Genomic DNA, 17,806 nt, shown 5'->3' with positions numbered 1-17,806 from the left:
CCGCCGGGATCTGACGCGTGGAAGGGATCAGAAGTGCATCTGCGCGCGAAGTTCGAAGATCTCCGGGGTGCTGCGCGCACCCCGACGGCTGGCGTCGACCTTCACGTAGTTGGCCTGGAACTTGAAGTGGCTGGTCAGGTACCAGTTCGCGCCCAGGGTCAGGTCGTGCTGGCGGCCACCAAGGATGCTGCCGTCGTCCAGGTCCAGGCGGCTGTAGCGGGCCACCAGTTCCACCGCACCGTAGTCGTGCGCCGGCTTGATGTTGGCAACGGCGCCGGCGTTGTACGGGCGTGATTCGCCGGTCAGCACCCAGCTGGCCATCGCGTACTGGCCGTGGCCGGTGTAGTCGGGCTTGCCATCATTGCGGGTGACGGTGGCCTGCAGCGCTTCGGCCTGCAGCGAGAACGGACCGCGGATCCAGATGCCTTCCAGGCCGGTGCGGCGGATCTGGTCGGCGGTGACCAGGGCCCCCGAATCGACCAGGCGGATATCGGTCAGGCCGGCTTCCGGACGGGCCCGCAGGCGCGCGCTGGCTTCGTGGTGCACGTCGCGGCCATCGTGGTAACCGCGCGGATTTTCCTGCGAATAGGCCAGGCCGAGGTGGATCACATCGCCCGGTGCCTTCACCGGCGTCCACACCGCACGCACTGCCTGGGTGGTGCCGGGGTTGTCGCCCTGCAGGTCCTTGCCGCCATAGGCGCCGGCCTGCAGCAGGTACTGCGGACGCTCCAGCACCCATTCCACGCCGGTGCGGCGGCCTGCGTAGAACGCCTGCACGGGCAGCGCGGTTTCCAGGAAGCTGCCGGCGCGCGAGGAGGTGTTGGCATCCAGGCCGACCGGGGTCTTCATGTAGCCGAAGCGGAAGCGGCCGACATCGCGGCCGAAGAACGCCTTGCTCTCCAAGCGCACGAACACGTCCAGCCAGGTATCGGCCTGGAAATCGTAGTAGACCATCGCGTCGTACACGCCCTTCTTTTTCAGGGTCGCGCCGAACTCCTTGCGACGCACCGCATCGTCATCCTCGATGCCGCTGGCGGACGAGAAGTCGTTGTAGTCGTAGGCGATGTTGGCGGTAGCGGCCAGCTCGGTGCCGTCGCCGAAGGCGTACTTGGTCGGCCAGTTGTCGAAATCCGCAGCGGATGCGAAGGCGGGGAGGGCGGCCAGGGAAAGGGCCAGCAAGGTGGGAATCGGGCGCATGGGTGGTGCGGCTCTCTCGGATTGCGTGTGGACAGGACAACAACGGCCGCGATGGCCGGAACTTTCGCAATGACGCGCCCGGCCGTTCAGGTCGGGCCACCGGCGTCCCCGCGATCAGGGGTGCGGCGCCAGTGTAGGCAGCGCAGCCGCCTGAACCGGGGGGCTAGTACCAATAGGTTATCTGCGCTGGCGTGCCCGGCGCGTACAAAGGCGTCCATTGGTCGCACCCCTGCGCCTGCAGTCACGGGGCGTGCGGTCAGTTTCCACGGTAACGGTTCCCGTGCAGTTCCGGGACCGTACGTGCCTGAAAACGCCCCTTCCGGAGTCCGCCATGCACATCCCGACCGCTGCGCCGGTGCCAAGCAAGCCGTTGCCGCTCTACCGCCAACTGTATTTCCAGGTGATCGTGGCGATCGTCCTGGGTGCTGTCCTCGGCCACTACGAGCCGCTGCTCGGCGCGAAGATGAAGCCGCTCGGCGATGCCTTCATCAACCTGGTGAAGATGATCATCGCCCCGGTGATCTTCCTGACCATCGTCACCGGCATCGCCGGCATGACCCACCTGCGCACGGTGGGCCGGGTGTTCGCCAAGGCGATGGCGTATTTCCTGTTCTTCTCCACGCTGGCGCTGATCGTCGGCATGATCGTGGCGCACGTGGTGCAGCCCGGCGCCGGCATGAACATCAATCCGGCCGAGCTGGACCAGACCGCGGTGCACAGCTATGTCGAGAAGTCGCACGACCTGACACTGGTCGGCTTCCTGATGGACATCATCCCGAAGACGCTGATCAGCGCCTTCGTCGACGGCAACATCCTGCAGGTGCTGTTCGTGGCGGTGCTGTTCGGCATCGCGCTGGCCTCGGTGGGCGAGAAGGGCAAGCCGATCCAGAACTTCCTGGAAGCGCTGGTCGCGCCGGTGTTCAAGCTGGTGCACATCCTGATGAAGGCTGCGCCGATCGGTGCCTTCGGTGCCATCGCCTTCACCATCGGCAAGTACGGCGTCGGCTCGCTGGTCAACCTGGCCTGGCTGGTCGGCTCGTTCTACCTCACCGCGTTCCTGTTCGTTGCGGTGATCCTGGGCGTGGTCTGCCGCCTGTGTGGCTTCTCGGTGTTCAAGCTGGCCCGTTACCTGAAGGCCGAGCTGCTGCTGGTGCTGGGCACCTCGTCGTCGGAGTCGGCGCTGCCGTCGCTGATGGAGAAGATGGAACGTGCCGGCTGCAGCAAGTCGGTGGTCGGCCTGGTGGTCCCCACCGGTTACTCGTTCAACCTGGACGGCACCAACATCTACATGACCCTGGCCGCGCTGTTCATCGCCCAGGCCACCAACACCGAGCTGACCCTGGGCCACCAGATCGCGCTGCTGCTGGTGGCGATGCTCAGCTCCAAGGGCGCTGCCGGCGTCACCGGTGCCGGCTTCATCACCCTGGCCGCCACCCTGGCGGTGGTGCCGGAAGTGCCGGTGGCCGGCATGGCGCTGATCCTGGGCGTGGACCGCTTCATGAGCGAGTGCCGCTCGCTGACCAACTTCATCGGCAATGCGGTGGCCACGGTGGTGGTCTCGCGCTGGGAAGGTGCGCTGGACCGCGACCGCCTGAAGCTGGCGCTGGATGGTCGCGAAAGCGAACTGCCGCCGCCGGTCGATGCCGTGCCGCTGGCGATGACCGAGGCGCTGCCCGCCAAGGGCTGATCCGGGTGTGTGGTACTGCGGGGCCGGTCACGACAGTGGCACGGCCCCGCAGCGTTTCAAGGCGTCCCACGGCTGTCATCGCCAGCGCCGAAGCTGTGCTCTGGTAAGGTCGCATACGCCATGGAATTGTGCGGTCGCAGCATCGGTGCGACAGCATAGCGACAGGTCCGACCGCTCCAACGGGGGTATGATCCCCTGTCCCTTCTGCCCATTCATGTAACCCACATCGATGTCCAACGAAGATTTCAAACAGGCCGCCCTCGATTACCACCGGATGTCTCCGCCCGGCAAGATCAAGGTTTCCGCTACCAAGCCCATGCTGACCCAGCGCGACCTGTCGCTGGCGTATTCGCCGGGCGTGGCGTACGCCTGTGAAGCGATCAAGGCCGATCCGCAGCAGGCCAGCGAGCTGACCGCCCGCGGCAACCTGGTGGCGGTGATCTCCAACGGCACCGCGGTGCTGGGCCTGGGCAACATCGGCGCGCTGGCCGGCAAGCCGGTGATGGAAGGCAAGGGCGTGCTGTTCCAGAAGTTCGCCGGCATCGATGTGTTCGACATCGAAGTGGACGAGAACGACCCGGACAAGCTGGTCGACATCATCGCCTCGCTGGAGCCGACCTTTGGCGGCATCAACCTGGAAGACATCAAGGCACCGGAGTGCTTCATCGTCGAGCGCAAGCTGCGCGAGCGCATGAAGATCCCGGTGTTCCATGACGACCAGCACGGCACGGCGATCATCGTCGGTGCTGCGGTGCTGAACGCCATGGCGATCACCGGCAAGAAGATCGAAGAAGTGAAGCTGGCGACCACGGGCATGGGCGCGGCCGGCATTTCCTGCGTGAACATGCTGGTGCAGCTGGGCCTGAAGCCGGAGAACATCCTGGCCTTCGACCGCGAAGGCGTGATCCACACCGGCCGTACCGACCTGGACCCGGAAAAGCTGCGCTATGCGCGCGACACCGACAAGCGCACCCTGGCCGAGATCGTCGATGGCGCGGACATCTTCCTGGGCCTGTCGGCGCCGGGCATCCTGACCGCCGAGATGGTCAAGACGATGGCGCCGGACCCGGTGATCTTCGCCCTGGCCAACCCGACCCCGGAAATCATGCCGGAACTGGTGCGCGCTGCGCGTCCGGACGCGATCATCGGTACCGGCCGTTCGGACTACCCGAACCAGGTCAACAACGTGCTGTGCTTCCCGTACCTGTTCCGCGGTGCGCTGGACGTCGGTGCGACCGCGATCAACGAGGAAATGAAGATCGCCTGCGTACGCGCGATCGCCGCGCTGGCCCGCCGCGCCGCCACCGACATGGGTTCGGCCTATGGCGGTGAGACCCCCAGCTTCGGCCGCGAATACCTGATCCCGCGTCCGTTCGACCGTCGCCTGCTGGTGGAGCTGTCGGCCGCCGTGGCCCAGGCCGCAATGGATTCGGGCGTGGCCGCCCGTCCGATCGCCGACATGGAAGCCTACCGGCAGAAGCTGTCGCAGTTCGTCTACCGCACCAGCCTGATGATGAAGCCGGTCTATGATCGCGCGCGCAGCGACAAGCAGCGCGTGGTGTATGCCGAAGGCGAAGAAGAAGTGGTGCTGCAGGCGGTGCAGAACGTGGTCGACGACGGCCTGGCACATCCGATCCTGATCGGCCGCCCGGAAGTGATCGAATCGCGCATCGAGCGCCTCGGCCTGCGCCTGAAGATCGGCGAGAACATTGAAGTCACCAACATCAATGACGACCCGCGCTTCAACGAATACTGGCAGTACTACCACGGCCTGACCGGCCGTCGTGGCGTCACCGTGGCCGCCGCCAAGAACCTGATGCGTTCGCGCCCGACCCTGATCGCTGCGGTGATGGTGGCCCGTGGCGAAGCCGATGCGATGCTGACCGGCATCGTCGGCCGCTTCCACAAGAAGCTGGGCTATGTGCGCAGCGTGCTGCCGCTGGAATCGAAGGTCACCTCGACCTCGGCGATGACCGGCGTGATCAACCAGCAGGGTGTGTTCTTCTTCGTCGATACCCACGTGCAGGAAGACCCGACCGCAGAGCAGCTGTGCGAAGCGACCCTGCAGGCCGCGTACCGCATGAAGTTGTTCGGCGTCGAACCGAAGGTGGCACTGCTGTCGCACTCCAACTTCGGCAGCCACGATTCGAAGGATGCGCTGAAGATGCGCCAGGTGCGCGAGCTGCTGCTCAAGCGCAACCCGCGTCTGAACGTGGACGGCGAAATGCAGGGCGACACCGCATGGGATGAAGCCCTGCGCCAGAAGCTGCTGCCGGGCTCGACCCTGCAGGGCCGTGCCAACCTGTTCGTGCTGCCGAACCTGGAAGCGGCCAACATCGCCTACAACCTGGTGCGCGTGTTCACCGATGGCGTGGCGATCGGTCCGATCCTGATGGGCGTCAACAAGCCGGTGCACATCCTGACCACCAGCGCGACCTCGCGCCGGATCCTGAACATGACCGCGATCGCCGCGGTGGATGCGCAGATCCGCAAGCAGATCGAAGCGGAAAAGAAGGCATAAGCCTTCGTTCCGCTGCGATCTGCAGAAACGCGCCCCACGGGGCGCGTTTCTGTTTCCGCAACGCGGAAACCGGATCGGGTAGCGCCGGGCCATGCCCGGCGAGCGCGCAGCGCGGCGCGTCTTGTATTCCGCCGGGCACGGCCCGGCGCTACCGGAGAAGCAGTGCGGGAACGGTAGTGCCGGCCGCTGGCCGGCGAGCGCGCAGCGCGGCGCTTCCCGTGTTCCGCCGGGCATGGCCCGGCGCCACCGGAGAACTGCAGCCGCCCGGTAATCGCCCTGCAACCTTGCTGCGGCCCAATACGCCTACGCGGCCTGGCCGTGGGAAGGGACCGGACCGGCCTTCCCACCCTGGGCCCGACCAACTTTCCATGGGCGGAGCAGTGTCATGCGCAGTCGAGTGAGCAAGCGGTACTTCCAGCAGCTGTTCGCGCTGTACGCCGGCTTCGTGCAGTCGCGTTGAAGGCCGGGGCATCGCCCCGGCGACGTCGAGCCTACCGCCGCTTCGCGGGCGGCGGCGCAGGGGCCGGGGAGCGTAGCTTGGCGTACTCCGCCCACAGCGCCGGCAGGGTCTTGCCGGTGTGCTTCTGCCAAAGCGCCGGCGCATAGCGCCCGTCGCGCAGATCCTTGTCCAGTGCCAGCACCAGTCCCGGGTGCGCCGCTTCGGCCCACTTCAGGAAGGCGCCGGTTACCCGGTAGCCGCTTTCCACCGTCTGGCCCTGGCTCAGCTTGTCCGGCAACGCCCAGCCGGCAGCGGCGTTGTTCATGCCGTAGCGATCGCGGGCGTAGTCGGCAATGCCCTCCACCAGCCAGCCCGGCACGCGCTTGTCGCCATAGCTGGGGTAGCCCTGCACGATGTGCATCGCTTCGTGGGTGACCAGATCGATGTCATCCGGGTGCTGGACCAGCCAGCCCGGATTGATCGTGATCGTGCTGGCCTTGTCCTTGTCGCCGACGAAGGCGACGCCGTTGTACGCCGGATCGATCACGATGCGCACTTCGTTCGGCGCGGCCGGGCGGAAGTCCGCACGCTCGCGCAGGTAAGCAAAGTAGAACGTATCGATGATGCGCTTGCGCACCGGCGCGGCCAGCGCGCCGGTGGCATCCTGGTAGTACAGGGTCACCCCGTCACGGCTGACCTGGCCATCGAAGGCCTGGGTCTGCGGTTGTGCGTGGCTGAGGCTGGGAAATACAAGGGCGGCAAGAGCGAGGGGGAGCAAACGTAGGCGCATGGACGTCATTGTAGGGGGGAGGGCGCCAACAGTTCGATCTCGGCCAGCTGCAGGCGCCCCGGCGCAGCCAGGCGCAGACGGTACTCGGCGTAGCGTGAGGGCGAGGCGATACGGAACGGGCGGGTCTGCCGCGCCGAGGTGAAATCTTCGCCGCGTCGCTGGTCCAGCGTTACCCAGCGCCCGTTGCCGGCACGCGCTTCCAGCGTCCACTCACCGCCACGGATCGTGCCGTCACCGCTGGTCAGCGTGTACATCGTCGGTACGTCGTCGCCCACGTGGCTCAATGCGATGGTCACGCCACCGCCCAGCGGCACGGCCGTGTTGGCATCGTCGTCGATCAGCGCGGGCAGGGCACGGCCATCAGCCAGTGCCGCCTGCGCGCCATTGCCGAGCAGATCATGCAGCAGCTGCGGGCGCTGGCCACGGGCGGTCAGCGAGCGCGGTACATCATCCACGCCGCTGCCCCAGCGTGACGGCTGCGGGCCCATCACGAAGTCCAGGGTTGCACCCTTGGCGATCACTTCGTGCGGCACCCAGGTCTTGCTCCACGGCTTGCCGTTGATCTTCAGCGACTGCACGTACACGTTCTCCGGCGAATTCTGCGGTGCATTGACGGTCAACACCGCGCCGCCCTGCAGCTCGACGCGCGCATGCTGGAACGCCGGCGAACCAATCACGTACTCCGGCGCACCCATGCGCAGCGGATACAGGCCCAGCGAGGCCAGCACGTACCACGCCGAGGTCTCGCCGTTGTCCTCGTCGCCCGGATAGCCCTGGCCGATCTCGCTGCCGACATACAGCCGCGACAGGATCTCGCGCACATGCTGCTGGGTCTTCCACGGCTGTCCGGCATACAGGTACATCCACGGGATGTGGTGTGCCGGCTGGTTGCTGTGCGCGTACATGCCCATGCGTACGTCGCGCGCTTCGGTCATCTCATGGATGGTGCCGCCGTAGGAGCCGGCGAATGCGGCGTCGGCGGTTTCCGGGGTGGCGAAGAAGGTATCGAGCTTGGCGGCCAGCTTGTCGCGGCCACCGTACAGCGCGGCCAGGCCTTCGCCATCGTGCGCGGCGGTGAAGGCGAACGTCCAGCCATTGGATTCGGTGTAGTCGTGGCCCCACACGCGCGGGTCGTAGTCCTTGGCCTGCAGGCGCCAGCTTCCATCGGGCCTGCGGCCCTGGAAGAAGCCGGCGGCCGGATCGAACAACGTCGCGTAGCTGCCGGCGCGGTGACGGAAGTAGTCGGCCTCGGTGGCGTAGCGTTCGCGCGCGGACGGTGTGGTCGCGCGCTTGGCCAGGGCATCGGCCATGTTGGCGATGCCGAAATCATTGAGCGCACCTTCCATCGTCCACGACATGCCTTCATGCACGTCGGCGCTGGCATAGCCGCGGAACGTCGAACGCTCCATGCCCTTGCGGCCGACGTGGCGGTCCGGCGGCACCACGGTGGCGTTCTTCAGCGCTGCGGCGTAGGCCTCTTCCGGATCGAAGCCACCGATGCCCTTCAGCCACGCATCGGCGAAGGCGACGTCCGAGCTGGTGCCGACCATCAGGTCTGCGTAGCCCGGCGAGGACCAGCGCGCGACCCAGCCACCGGCGCGGTACTGTTCGATGAAACCCTGTACCAGCTGCCCGGCATCATCCGGGGTGAACAGCGCATACGCCGGCCAGGTGGTGCGGAACGTGTCCCAGAAGCCGTTGTTGACGAAGACCTTGCCGTCGCGCACCGGTGCGAAACTGCGCGTCGCGCTGCCGTGGGTGTTGTCATCGGCGGCGCTGGCCTGGCTGGCATAGCGCCACTCGGGCGCGGCGGCGGTGCCCGCATTCTCGTGGCCGGAATTGGGGTACAGGTACAGCCGGTACAGGCTGGAGTACAGCGTGGTCTTCTGGTCGTCACTGGCATTGCCGATGTCGAAACGGCCCAGGCGCGCATCCCACGCATCCTGTGCACGGCCTGCCACGCTTTCCAGCGTATCGGCGGCGGCGATTTCCAGCGCCAGGTTGTGCCGCGCCTGCTCGACGGAGATCAGCGAGGTGGCGATGCGCATCGTCACCCGGCGCTCGCTGCCCGCGTCGAACTTGATGTAGCCGGTCGGGCGGCCGGTGCCGATCTGGCCGCTGCTGCGCCACGGCTTGTCGAAGCTGGCGACCACGTACATGCGGGTAGCGCCGTTGGACAGGCCGCTGCGGGTATCGGTGTAGCCGGTCAACGTCTGCGTGGCGACATCGAGGGTGAGTCCGCCGCGGGCATCGACGTTGTCGAACAGCAGGTTGGCGTCGCCACCTTCGGGGAACTCGAAGCGGAACAGCGCGGCATGGTCGGTGGGGGCGATGGACGCGGCGATGCCGTTGTCGAAGCGCACGTCGTAGCGGTACGGGCGCGCGTTTTCCTGCGTGCGGTTGAAGGACAATGCCCGCTTGCTGCGATCAGCCTCAGGCACACCGCGCGTGGCGGAGGGCATCACCTGGAAGGTCTGGCGGTCGCCCATCCACGGGCTGGGCTGGTGGCTCAGCGCCAACGCCTGCAGCTGCGGCCGGTTCTTCGCATCGTTCTGCTCGTTCCAGCGGTACAGCCAGTTCAGGGCGCCGGCATCGGTCACCGGCGTCCAGAAGTTGAAACCGTGCGGTACCGCAGTGGCCGGGAAGTTGTTGCCGCGCGAGAAGGTGCCGTTGGCCTGGGTTCCGCGCGTGGTCAGTACCCAGTCGGAGACCCGCTGCGGCGCCTGCCGTGGCTGCTCGTCCAGGCGCACGTCGTCGATCCAGCCCGACGCCGGCGCGCCATTGGCGCTGGCCACCTCGAGCTCGATGGCCAGCACGCGGCGGCCCTTCAGCGCCGGCATGTCGCCCAGCCTGACCGCCTTGCGCGCCCACTGCTGCGGGTACAGCGTCTTCGAATCGCCCTGCGCCCGTGCGCCCAGCGCTACGCCGTGCTGGTCGCGCGCGCCGCTGGCGGAGACGCGGCTGCCATCGTCCAGCAGCAGGTCCAGCGAGACATAGGTGGAGGCCACGGTGTCCTTGCCGACGATCTCCGGCAGTACCAGCCAGGACAGCGTGGTGTCGGTGCCGATGGGCAGATCGGTCTTGAACAGTTCGCGGCGTGCCTGGCCGCCACTGGCGCTGTAGTGCAACGCATGCAGGCCGCTGTAGCCGACGTTGCGCTTGGCCGCGTACGGCGCGCCGGGGCCGCTGCCGACTTCGACGGACAAGGTGCCATCGGACCTGGCCGGCGCCGGTTCGCCCGGCTCGAAGGAGGTCTGCAGCCCTTGCGCCAGCACCGGCGTCGCAGTGGTCGCACAGGCCAGGGCCAGGGCGAGCGGAAGCAGGGCGCGGCGCGGATCGGACAGGGTCATGCAGGGTCTCCCGGTAGGGCAGGCGGCAGGCAGAACCCGCATCGGCGAACACCACGGACAGCATCGCCCCGTCCGCCGCAGGGCAGTCGGGAGGCGATGCAGGTCCGGTGGGGGGCGGGCCATGCGATCGGGTCAGGAATGGATCGCTGCCGATGCTGCAACAGCCGGCAGCGCCCTGACAAGTGCCATTTAGTTCGATCCAAATGCGGGAAATTCGAACGACGACCGATTCCGCGCGGAATTGACTGGCCTGCCTGGGATTTCCCGCCGATGGGGGCAGGGCGACGGCAGCGCGGGAGGGGCAGGGCGGTCGCACGTGGCTGCACCGGTGAAGGCTGCAAGCGGGCCGCCGCGCGCAGCGGCCACGCCGCGCACGGTGTTTGCCGGGCCCAGATGCTAGAATCGCAGGCCTCGCAATCCGTTCATCGACATCCGCCATGAGCCATACCGCCACCGCGCCCGCCAACGCCGAAAAGCGCTACACCGTGCACCGCAGCGATCTGCCGCTGAGCTGCCCGACCCCGGAAATGGCGCTGTGGAACTCGCATCCGCGCGTGTACCTGCCGATCGAAGACGAACCCAACGGGCAAGCGCAGTGTGCTTACTGCGGCGCCGTGTTCGTGCTGGCCGACTGAACGGCTGCCCCCTCGATGCGCCGATTGACCGTGGTGCAGTTGCTGCCGGCGCTGCACTCCGGCGGTGTCGAGCGCTCGACCCTTGAAATCGCCGCGGCCCTGGTCGCTGCCGGCCATCGCGCGCTGGTGGTGTCTGCTGGTGGTCGCCTGGTGCAGCCGCTGCTCGACAGCGGTGCCGAGCACCTGACCCTGGATATCGGCCGCAAGTCGCTGCTGACGCTGCGCCATCTGCCTACCCTGCGTCGCCTGTTCACCGAAGTGGGCGCCGACATCGTCCACGCCCGTTCGCGCCTGCCGGCGTGGCTGGGGCTGTACGCGATCCGCGCGATGCAGCCGGCGCAACGCCCGCATTGGGTGACTACCGTGCATGGGCTGAATTCGCCCAGCCGCTACAGCGCGGTGATGACCAGCGGCGAACGCGTGATCTGTGTGTCCAACAGCGTGCGCGACTACGTACACACCCATTACCCGACGGTGCCGCACGCCAGGCTGCAGGTGATCCCGCGTGGGGTGGATGTCAGCCAGTTCCCGCGTGTGGCACGCGCCGATCGACGGCCTCGGCTGGCGCTGGCGGCGGACTATCCATGGCTGGCCCAGGTCGATGGACCGCTGTTGCTGCTGCCCGGTCGCGGCACCCGGCTGAAAGGCCACGCCCACGCGCTGCAGCTGCTTGCCGATGTCCGTGCAGCAGGCGTGCCGGCACAGCTGTGGATGCTGGGCACCGACGAGCCTGGCCGGGAAGCCTATGTGGCAGAGCTGCGCAGGCAGGCAGACCTGCTTGGTGTGACCGGGGCCGTGCACATCAGCACGCCGACCGCGTGCATCGCCCAGGCCTACGCCGCCAGCGATCTGGTGCTGCAGCTGTCGGACAAGCCGGAAGCCTTCGGCCGCACCGTGGTCGAAGCGTTGTCGGTCGGCAGGCCGGTGCTGGGCTGGGACCACGGCGGCGTCGGCGAACTGCTGCAGCAACTGCAGCCCAGTGGCGCCGTGCCGCTGGGCAATGCGCGGCTGCTGGGTGAACGTGCGCTGGCCCTGCTGGCACAGCCACCGTCCTTGCCGACCCGCATCCCGTTTACCCTGCAGGCCATGCAGCGCGATACCCTCCGCCTTTATGCCGACCTCGCTGGCTGACGCCACGCCGCCCCTGCGCGATGAGCGCGCCGGCCGCTGGGCACCCTGGTGGGTGCTGGCCTACGTCGCGTTGTGGCCACTGCCAGGTATCGCCGAAACCGTGCTGGGCCTGGGGGCGTTGTATGCCGCCGCACGCATGGTCATCCGCCGGGTGCAGCATCGCCCTCATCTGCTGAGCCCGGCAGCGTGGGCACTGACATCGATTCTTTTCCTCGGCTACTGGTTGCCGCAGGCGTTCTCGGCCTTCGATGCCGTGGACCCGTCGGCGTCGTGGACCAAGGCTGCGGCCGGGCTGCGCTATCTGCCTTTCATGTGGCTGGTGGCGATCGCCGTGGCCACCCCGCAGCGGCGGCGCCTGACCCTGGGTGGATTGGCGGTGATCACCGGCCTGTGGACGCTCGATGCGCTGGTGCAGGCACTGGCAGGCACCAGTCCCTGGTTCTGGTCGCTGCAGCAGATCAAGCTGGCCATCAGCGGCCACGCGTTGTGCCCGGCCGAGGAAGCCGCGTTGGCGGATCGTCTCAGCGGCGCGCTGGGGCCGTGCAACCTGAAATTCGGCCTGGTGCTGGCTAGTCTTTCGCCGTTCCTGTTGTTGCCGGTGGCGCGCCGTTTCGGCAATGCGGGCTGGTTGCTGGCCGCTGCTGCGGTGGGCGTGGTGCTGTTGCTGGCCGGCTCGCGTGCCTCATGGATCACCTTCGGCCTGGTGGTCGCCTACAGCGGAGTGCGCCAACTGGGATGGAAGCGGCTGGGTCTGCTGGCACTGGCCGCTGTGCTCACGGCGGGCGTGTTGACGGCCAGCGTGCCGCAGCTGCGTGAGCGTGTGGCGCGCACGGCAATGGCCTGGGACGGTGGCGAGGACGGGGTCGAGCAGGCCCTGTCCGGCCGTACCCGCATCTGGAGTGCGGCAGCCTGCATGATCGAAGCACATCCGATCAATGGTGTCGGTGCACGTGGCTTCCGCGACGCCTATCCCCACTGCGTTGCCGATGAAGGACCGGCGGTGTGGGGCACGATGCCCGCGCTGCACGCCCATCAGATCGTGCTGGAGATCCTGGCCGAGACCGGTTCGCTGGGGCTGCTGCTGTGGCTGGCGGCGGTGGCACAGGCGTGGCGGGCATGGCGTTTCGCCCCGGCCCCGGCGCGCGAACGTGCACGCCCGGCCATGCTGGCCCTGGCGGTCACCGTGTTCCCGCTCAACACCCACCTGGCGTTCTACTCCGCGTTCTGGGGCGGCCTGACCGTCCTGCTCGCCGCGCTGTTCGTCGGCACGTTGCTGGTGCGCGAACCGGACGATCAGCCGGGCGCCGGGTAATCTCCGCATCCACGCATGGCGTGGATCTACTGGATTGTGCGGGGGTGGCTGGTCGTATCCACGCATGGCGTGGATCTACTTGCGTGTGCGGGTTGGGGCCTATCCACGCATGGCGTGGATCTACTTGCGTGTGCGGGTTGGGGCCTATCCACGCATGGCGTGGATCTACTGGATTGTGCGGGGTGGCTGGTCGTATCCACGCATGGCGTGGATCTCCGGGGACGTGTCTGGCGGGGGAGCAGTAGATCCACGCCATGCGTGGATGGGCTTTCCCATGAACATTGGCCGGTGTCGCGGCTTTTCCCGACCGTCCGCAGGGTGGTCCGCCAATGCAAGGATGACCGGGCAAACCGCAGTCTGTCCCCATGGCAAGCCCCAGACTCCGCTACGGTCGCTACTCCCGCACGGGAAATGTCTATTCCCTGACCACGACAACACAAGGCCGGGAGCCATTCTTCTCCGACGCAGGCAATGTCGCTGTGCTGGTGGACGCGCTGCGCTTCGTCGAACGCAGCGGCATCAGCCACAGCCTCGCCTGGGTGGTGATGCCCGACCACCTGCACTGGTTGATGGAGCTGCAGAAGGGAACGCTGGCCCAGTGCATGGCGTTGCTGAAATCACGCAGCAGCCGGCAGCTGAACCGGATATCGGGACGAAAAGGGCCGCTCTGGCAGCACGGCTATCACGACCATGCGGTGCGTACCGATGAATCCCTTCATGAGACGGCGATGTACATCCTGGGCAATCCGGTGCGGGCCGGATTGGCTGGTGGGCTGGGGGACTACCCTCACGCCTGGTGTCGTTGGCCGTTGTAGATTTCCGCATCCGAAGGAAGAGCATCCACGCATGGCGTGGATCTGCTGATCGGGATTCCCGGTAGATCCACGCCATGCGTGGATGAGCCATCCAAATCTCACGTCACTTGTAGAAATCGCTGCGCCCACCAGGCTGGCGCTTGAAGCGGCGATGGATCCACAGGTACTGGTCCGGTGCCTCGCGCACCATCTGCTCGATGGCCTGGTTGACCCGCGCGGTATCGGCTTCGACGTCCTCGCTGGGGAAATTCTCCAGTGCCGCGCCGATCTTCAGGAAGTACTTCCCGCCTTCGCGGCGATGGAAGTAGGGAATGACAGCACAACCGGTCATCCGCGCCAGCTGGTGGGTGGCGGTGATGGTGGAGGCGGTGTGGCCGAAGAACGGCACGAACACGGTGTCCTTGCCGCGCATGTCCTGGTCGGGGGCGTACCAGAGGAAGCCGCCCTTCTTCAGGTGGCGCACCGTCGCGCGGATGTCCTCGTTGGCGTACATCGCCTTGGCATAGCGCAGGCGGCCGAACTTCACCGCCCATTCGTACACCGGGTTCTTGTGCTTGCGGTACATGCCGGACAGGTCGACGTGGTCGCACAGCAGGCGGCCGCACATCTCCAGGGTCATGAAGTGGCCCGAGACCAGCAGCACGCCGCGGCCTTCGGCCTGCATCTGCTTGAGGTGCTCCAGCCCTTCGATGTGCACCTGCGGGCGGATGCTGTCGATGCTGCCCCACCAGGAACGCGCGCATTCGAAGATGCCCACACCCAGGGCGTCGAAGCTGTCGCGCACCAGGCGCTTGCGCCAGGCCTCGTCCTTCTCGGGGAAGCACAGCTTGAGGTTGACCTCGGCGGCATGGCGGCGGCTGCCGGCCAGGCGCCAGGCGATCGAGCCGACCCCGCGGCCCAGCACGCGCTGCAGCGTCCACGGCAGCCGGGCGATCCCGAAGGCAGTGAACATGACGGCAAACATCGGCCAGTTGCGTGGGTCACGCAGCGACGGACGGACGGCGGTGGTGGCATCGGACATGCTGCCATTCTACCAACCCGGCCGCGTGTCTTTCCCGGGGGGCTCCCGTATCCTTGCCGCATGCGTAAAGACCCTGTCGAATGGATCCTGCGTGGCCTGTACTCGGCCGTGCTGTACCTGCTGCTGCCGATCACCGTGTACCACCTGGTCTGGCGCGGCTTCCGGGTCCGTGAATACTTCCGGCGCTGGGATGAACGCTATGCGTCCTATCCGCAGCCCAGCGGCCAGCCCCGGGTCTGGCTGCATGCGGTCTCGGTGGGCGAGGTCAACGCCGCTGCGCCGCTGGTCAACGCGCTGCGCGCGCAGCGGCCGGACATCCGCTGGGTCATCACCACCATCACCCCGACCGGCTCGGAACGGGTGCGCGCGCTGTGGGGCGATGCGCTGGACCATGTGTACCTGCCGTACGACGTGCCGGGCAGCGTCAACCGCTTCCTGGGGCACTTCCAGCCCAGCCTGGCGCTGATCCTGGAAACCGAACTGTGGCCGAACATGCTGTTCGGCTGCCGCGACCGTCGCATTCCGGTGTACATCCTCAATGCGCGCCTGTCGGCCCGATCGCTGCGCGGCTACCGCGTGCTGGCGGCGTTGATCCGGCGCGCGCTGCGCACGGTCACCTGCGTGGCCGCACAGTCGCAGGATGACGCTGCGCGGTTCGTGCAGCTGGGCGCGGCGCCGGAACAGGTGCAGGCACTGGGCAACCTGAAGTTCGACATCGCCACGCCGGACGTGCAGCCCTTCATCGAACAGTTCCATGCCCATGTGCCGGCCACGCGCCCGGTGTGGATCGCGGCCAGCACGCATGATGGTGAAGAGCAGGCAGTGATCGACCTGCACCGCCGCCTGCGCCAGCAGCATCCAGACCTGCTGCTGCTGTGGGCGCCGCGGCATCCCGAGCGCTTCCCCAGGGTGGAGGCGCTGGCCCGCGAGCAGGGCTGGAACGTGTCGACGCGGCGCGCCCAGCAGTGGCCGGACGCGCGCAGCGATGTCTTCGTCATCGACACGCTGGGCGAGCTGATGCCGTTCTATGGCTGTGCCCAGGTAGCCTTCGTCGGTGGCAGCCTGCAGGCCATCGGCGGCCACAACCTGCTGGAACCGGCGGCGATGGGCACCGCAGCGGTGACCGGCCCGCACCTGCACAACTTCGCCGAGATCTCGCGGCGCATGCGCGAGGCCGGTGCACTGCTGATCGGCGAGGACGTGCAGGCGGTGGGTGATCTGCTGCTGCACCTGCTCGACGACGTGCAGGCGCGCGAAGACATGGCCCGCGCCGGTTGCACGCTGGTCAGCAATGGCCGCGGCGCGCTGCAACGGACGCTGCAGCTGGTGGCTCCGCATTTGCCGCCGCCGCTGGCCTGAGACCCGGCCTGTCGCCATCAGATGTTTCAGGGGCGCTTCGCCTGCGCTGTCGTGAACGCCTGCATCAAGTCTGCTTGATGATGTTGAATCTGTCGTAGTTGGACCGCTACCGCCGTCCACGGCGTGCAAGCTGTCACATCATCGTTCGTATGGCGCAGATTCCGATTCCGCCTGCCGCGTCAGGCTGCCAGCCTGTTGTCGACCACGCTTGGGCGGCATCAAGGGAGCTTTGAATGAGCGGCGAGAACGGAGACGCGCTGCACGCCAGCGCGAAGACCGGGAGGCTGGGCACCGACCATCTGCTGGTGGTGGCGCTGACCCTGCTGATGGGCGGCAGCGTTGTCGCCCTGGTCGGCCAGCACACGGCGGCACAGGCGGGCCCCGCCATAGTGCTCAGCCTGTTGCTGGCGGCGTTGGGCGCAGTACCGATGCTGTATTGCCTGCGCATGGCGATGCGGCGCGTGCCGGATGCTTCGGGTCTGCACGGCCTGCTCCGTGCCGCCTGGGGCAGGCTGCTTGCCGATGTACTGGTGATAGCCCTGCTGCTGGAACTGACGGCGACCCTCGCAGGGCTGGCGCAATCGACGGCGCGCCATCTGTACGCTGCTGCGGAGGTCATCGACGCCACTCCCGCGCAGTGGCTGCCCTTGCCGCTGGCGGCGGCGATCCTGGTGCTGCTGCTGGGAGCTGCCACTGCAGTGCTGCGGACGCCGCGCGCGCTGTTGCTGGCCAGTGCACTGTTGACGGTGAAGCTGGGCGTGGGCCTGCTGCTGTTGTTGCTGGCAGCACGCCATGTGCACTACGCGCATTGGATTCCGTGGCTGCCATCGGCTACCGCGCCCTATCGCTTCGGGCTGGGGGGCGTGCTGGCGGCGGGCGTGGCGTTGCTGGGTGTCCTGCTCGGTGCAGGCCTGCTGGCAGGGTTCTGCGGGCGGGTGCCGCGCCCTCGTGCGCAGGTTTCCAGAGCCGCCGGCGCAGCGGTGCTGATGGCGATGTTGTGGCTGATGGTATTGGCTGCGCTGCAGTCGGGCCTCGTCGAGTTTGCCGCGTTGGCCAGCACGCGGCCGCTGTCGGTGGCGTTGCAGGGTGTCCCGCAGCTGCAGTGGTTGCTGCCACTGTTGCCGTTGGCGGGCGGCGCGGGGCTGGCGGCCCTGCAGTTGGTACTGCTGCTGTTGGCCGCGCGGTTGGGGGGGGAAGTCTGGCCGCCGAAGTCCGGCGAAGTGGGCACCGGTGCGCCTCTGCTGCTGGCGCTGACCGTGCTGTCGGCGGCGTTGGCGCTGTCGCTGCCGGAGGGGTGGCTTCCACAGCTGCCGGGGCCCGCAGGTCTGCTGGTCCTGGCTGCCGTATGCCTGGGCGTTGCGCGCAGTCATTGGCGGGCGACGGATGCGGATGATCGGCGGCTGATGCCGATGGTGCTCGCCCCTATGGCGACCGCACTGTGCCTGTTGCCGGCAGTCACGTCGCGGCTGTTCGTACCGGTGCTGGTGGTGCTGGCGGTCGTGTTGGCAGGCGTCCTGTTGCGTCGGCGCGCCGGACGTTCGCGCTAGCG

Annotated in this window: 12 protein-coding genes; 8 read left to right on the top strand and 4 right to left on the bottom strand. The window is 67.5% G+C overall.

Annotated features, from left to right (window positions below):
* Positions 1 to 27: 27 nt before the first annotated feature.
* A complete protein-coding gene (locus LMF57_RS16595) occupies positions 28 to 1,197 on the bottom strand; it encodes a porin (protein ID WP_208083224.1) in 1,170 nt (389 codons plus the stop codon).
* Between the two features lie 331 nt (positions 1,198 to 1,528).
* On the opposite strand from LMF57_RS16595, the gene LMF57_RS16590 reads away from it, so the two are divergent.
* Both LMF57_RS16590 and LMF57_RS16585 read left to right on the top strand, forming a co-directional pair.
* Positions 1,529 to 2,884 carry a dicarboxylate/amino acid:cation symporter gene (locus LMF57_RS16590; RefSeq protein ID WP_117311350.1) on the top strand — a complete coding sequence of 452 codons (1,356 nt, stop codon included), beginning with the start codon at positions 1,529 to 1,531 and terminating at the stop codon, positions 2,882 to 2,884.
* A gap of 229 nt (positions 2,885 to 3,113) precedes the next feature.
* Positions 3,114 to 5,405, top strand: a complete 2,292-nt coding sequence (locus LMF57_RS16585; RefSeq protein WP_025874126.1) for an NADP-dependent malic enzyme — start codon at positions 3,114 to 3,116, stop codon at positions 5,403 to 5,405.
* A 491-nt stretch (positions 5,406 to 5,896) separates the two neighbouring features.
* Here the strand turns inward: LMF57_RS16585 and LMF57_RS16580 are convergent, their stop codons facing one another.
* The gene (locus LMF57_RS16580) at positions 5,897 to 6,643 is read right to left on the bottom strand and encodes a basic secretory protein-like protein (protein WP_117311349.1); all 747 of its coding nucleotides are present in this window, start codon (positions 6,641 to 6,643) and stop codon (positions 5,897 to 5,899) included.
* Complete coding sequence (locus LMF57_RS16575) at positions 6,640 to 9,984, bottom strand: GH92 family glycosyl hydrolase (protein WP_229290238.1); 3,345 nt, start codon at positions 9,982 to 9,984, stop codon at positions 6,640 to 6,642. The genes LMF57_RS16580 and LMF57_RS16575 overlap by 4 nt, the downstream gene beginning before the upstream one ends.
* 437 nt (positions 9,985 to 10,421) lie before the next feature.
* Here LMF57_RS16575 and LMF57_RS16570 point away from each other — a divergent pair, with 437 nt between their 5' ends.
* The 4 genes from LMF57_RS16570 to LMF57_RS16555 all read left to right on the top strand — a co-directional run bounded on the left by LMF57_RS16570 (position 10,422) and on the right by LMF57_RS16555 (position 13,877).
* Positions 10,422 to 10,619, top strand: a complete 198-nt coding sequence (locus tag LMF57_RS16570; RefSeq protein WP_025874129.1) for a zinc-finger domain-containing protein — start codon at positions 10,422 to 10,424, stop codon at positions 10,617 to 10,619.
* Positions 10,620 to 10,634: 15 nt separating this feature from the next.
* Positions 10,635 to 11,750, top strand: a complete 1,116-nt coding sequence (locus LMF57_RS16565; RefSeq protein ID WP_117311347.1) for a glycosyltransferase — start codon at positions 10,635 to 10,637, stop codon at positions 11,748 to 11,750.
* Positions 11,731 to 13,062, top strand: a complete 1,332-nt coding sequence (locus LMF57_RS16560; protein ID WP_229290237.1) for an O-antigen ligase — start codon at positions 11,731 to 11,733, stop codon at positions 13,060 to 13,062. The genes LMF57_RS16565 and LMF57_RS16560 overlap by 20 nt, the downstream gene beginning before the upstream one ends.
* 365 nt (positions 13,063 to 13,427) lie before the next feature.
* Entirely contained in the window at positions 13,428 to 13,877 is a 450-nt protein-coding gene (locus LMF57_RS16555; protein WP_117311345.1) for a transposase, read from the top strand.
* Positions 13,878 to 13,980: 103 nt separating this feature from the next.
* Here LMF57_RS16555 and LMF57_RS16550 read toward each other — a convergent pair whose 3' ends face one another.
* A complete protein-coding gene (locus LMF57_RS16550) occupies positions 13,981 to 14,898 on the bottom strand; it encodes an LpxL/LpxP family Kdo(2)-lipid IV(A) lauroyl/palmitoleoyl acyltransferase (RefSeq protein ID WP_117311344.1) in 918 nt (305 codons plus the stop codon).
* 60 nt (positions 14,899 to 14,958) lie between these two features.
* Between LMF57_RS16550 and waaA the strand changes: the two genes are divergently transcribed.
* Complete coding sequence (gene waaA / locus LMF57_RS16545) at positions 14,959 to 16,257, top strand: lipid IV(A) 3-deoxy-D-manno-octulosonic acid transferase (RefSeq protein ID WP_117311343.1); 1,299 nt, start codon at positions 14,959 to 14,961, stop codon at positions 16,255 to 16,257.
* 233 nt (positions 16,258 to 16,490) lie between these two features.
* Positions 16,491 to 17,804: an amino acid transporter gene (locus LMF57_RS16540; RefSeq protein WP_229290236.1), complete on the top strand. Its 1,314-nt coding sequence runs from the start codon at positions 16,491 to 16,493 to the stop codon at positions 17,802 to 17,804.
* Positions 17,805 to 17,806: the final 2 nt, after the last annotated feature.

Origin of the sequence: Stenotrophomonas sp. SI-NJAU-1, from assembly GCF_020883215.1 — a bacterium.
Taxonomy (GTDB): domain Bacteria; phylum Pseudomonadota; class Gammaproteobacteria; order Xanthomonadales; family Xanthomonadaceae; genus Stenotrophomonas; species Stenotrophomonas indicatrix.
This window is presented reverse-complemented; position numbering and strand designations above follow the sequence as displayed.